Origin of the sequence: Palleronia salina, assembly GCF_900141995.1 — a bacterium.
Taxonomy (GTDB): domain Bacteria; phylum Pseudomonadota; class Alphaproteobacteria; order Rhodobacterales; family Rhodobacteraceae; genus Palleronia; species Palleronia salina.
In genome coordinates this window covers 1-2,394 of the sequence record NZ_FQZA01000030.1, presented here as the reverse complement: position 1 = coordinate 2,394, position 2,394 = coordinate 1, and the positions used below count along the sequence as shown (strand labels likewise).

Genomic DNA, 2,394 nt, shown 5'->3' with positions numbered 1-2,394 from the left:
GGCTTGCCATGGGACTTCGGGAAGTAGGGCTCCAGACGCGCCATCTGCGCATCGCTGAGCCAGAAGAGATCAGACATGTCACCGCTCAGTTTTTTGGGCGGTGAATCACGCCCCTCCGATCAGATCAATGGGTCCTGAGCCTAAGGGATTGGCGCGTTGACGCATTCCAACCTGAACGGCCTTGATCCATGGACCTCGCGCGGGACGAAGATGTGGCGCACCGCTCAAACATCGTAATAATGTCGGTACCATTTGACAAAGCGGGCAACACCTTCACGAAAGGAGGTCTGTGGCTGAAAACCCGTAAGACGCTGCAGCAGGGTTGAATCCGCCCATGTAGCAGGGACGTCTCCGGGTTGAATCGGCATCAGATTTCGAATTGCCTTTTGGCCGATCTCCTCCTCTATGGCCTCAACAAAATCCAGAAGCCTAACCTTGTTGGAGTTTCCGATGTTAACAACGCGGAATGGGGCAACATTGCTTAAAGTATCGCCTTCGACTGCCATTTCCGACTCACCGGGTACAGTGTCGATCAGAAGGCGGATCGCACAAACTAGATCATCAATATAGGTAAAATCTCGCCACATATCTCCACAATTATAAATATCGATCGGCGTTCCCTCAAGGATACCCTTGGTAAATTTAAAAAGGGCCATGTCCGGGCGCCCCCACGGGCCATAGACCGTAAAAAACCGAAAAACCGTGATGGGCATTTCGTGCAAATGGGCCCACGCATGACCCATCACCTCGTTCGCCTGTTTGGTGGCGGCGTAGATCGTGAGCGGTGTATCAGTTTTCTGGCTCTCCCGGAATGGCATCTCGATATTGGCCCCGTAGACGGACGAGGTTGATGCCATCAGCAAATGGCTGACATCCGCTTTCAGAGCCGATTCCAGCACACTCATGGTGCCGACGACATTTGACTGTATATAGGAAAAGGGATTTTCAAGGCTGTGACGCACCCCGGCCTGGCCGGCAAGATGAACGATGATATCGGGTGCAAAATCCGTGACTGCACGCTCGAGCGTCTCCCGTTCCTCCAAAAGGGATTCAGTCGCTGTGAACCCGTTATTCTGATGCAACATGGCGTGGCGCCTCTGCTTGAGGCGCACGTCGTAATAATCAGTCATCCCATCGTAGCCGGCGACTGCGCAGCCTTCCTGCAGCAGCCGCGCGGCAAGGTGAAATCCGATAAATCCAGCCGTTCCGGTGACGAAGACACGGGGGGCATGCTTGGCGGATCGCTGATTGTCTCGCATAGAAAAAGATACTCCATTTCCGCCTTGGGATCTGACCCACGACCACAAGCTCGCTGACGGTGATACGGATTTATCCGCGTGATAACTAGCCCCCTCTCTCGCACGACCGACACTGACCCGGCCTCCTTTGAGGTGCTCTGCCCACTGAGAACTGGACCGTTTGAAGCTGGAGTTTCCGACCAGGTGGACTTCAACCCTTCTTTGTTCCGGGTTTCATGCGACCTTCTGGGCTCGTTGCAGTTGGGCCGCATAGTTTCCGAGCGCCGAATGCGGCCGTTCTTCGTTGTAGTCGATCTTCCATTCGGTGATCCGGGTTATTTCTTCGTTATTCATGAAAACCCTTTCCAATGGACGGTTCGATGTGTCGGGAGGGTCAGGCCGAAAGCGGTATCTCGGACTGCGATTTGGTCAGGTCGTCGATCGCCCTGAGCTGCCCGATCAAAGCTTCCATCCGGTTCACGGGGATCTTGTTGGGCCCGTCCGAGGGGGCGTTGTCGGGATCTTCATGCGTCTCGATGAACAGCGCCGACACCCCCACCGCGCAGGCCGCGCGAGCCAGCACGGGCGCGAATTCGCGCTGCCCGCCGCTGGTGGTGCCCTGGCCGCCGGGCTGCTGCACCGAATGGGTGGCGTCGAAGACCACCGGATAGCCGGTATGCACCATGGTGGGCAGAGCGCGGAAATCGCTGACCAAGGTGTTGTAGCCGAAGCTTGTACCCCGGTCGCACAGCAGGATGCGCGCGTTGCCGGTCGAGGCGATCTTCTTGGTTACGTTGCTCATGTCCCAAGGCGCCAAGAACTGGCCCTTCTTCACGTTGATCGCGGCCCCCGTCTCGCCATACTGCTTGCGCCAGCGGTAGTAGGTCTGCTCGGTGACGCGCACCTCGCGGATCGCATCAACGCGCGCTTTCCCTTGCCCGACAAGAACCTCAACTTGCCGTAGCTTCGTGACAATCTCTTCCGGCTTGTGTCGCTTCGTAGCTATTTTGGTCCTCCGTTTCCCTAAACATAAAGGCGGACCACTTCAGTGGGGGAGGATCAACTTTGAGCTGCCCCAACCGAGTGGTCCAGGTTGATTGTTAGTGCATCGCTGGTCGCCGGTCGACGGCTATGATGCTCTCCGGCGCCGGAGGCC

Annotated in this window: 3 protein-coding genes and 1 pseudogene; all 4 read right to left on the bottom strand. The window is 56.8% G+C overall.

The annotated features are described in order from the left end of the window. Positions 1-77 (bottom strand): annotated as a pseudogene (locus BUB76_RS17790) (IS5/IS1182 family transposase); the annotation flags it as partial. A 147-nt stretch (positions 78-224) separates the two neighbouring features. Beyond that, entirely contained in the window at positions 225-1,259 is a 1,035-nt protein-coding gene (locus tag BUB76_RS17260; RefSeq protein WP_073130714.1) for an NAD-dependent epimerase/dehydratase family protein, read from the bottom strand. Positions 1,260-1,472: 213 nt separating this feature from the next. Continuing rightward, entirely contained in the window at positions 1,473-1,592 is a 120-nt protein-coding gene (locus tag BUB76_RS17785) for an integrase core domain-containing protein (protein ID WP_139250926.1), read from the bottom strand. Positions 1,593-1,632: 40 nt separating this feature from the next. After that, on the bottom strand, positions 1,633-2,244 hold the full coding sequence (locus BUB76_RS17250; protein ID WP_139250925.1) for a hypothetical protein: 612 nt from the start codon (positions 2,242-2,244) through the stop codon (positions 1,633-1,635). Between the last annotated feature and the right edge of the window lie 150 nt (positions 2,245-2,394).

Excerpts from the sequence above, each read along its gene's own strand:
- BUB76_RS17260 (WP_073130714.1), bottom strand. The coding sequence starts at position 1,259 with ATGCGAGACAATCAGCGATCCGCCAAGCATGCCCCCCGTGTCTTCGTC.
- BUB76_RS17785 (WP_139250926.1), bottom strand. The coding sequence starts at position 1,592 with ATGAATAACGAAGAAATAACCCGGATCACCGAATGGAAGATCGACTAC.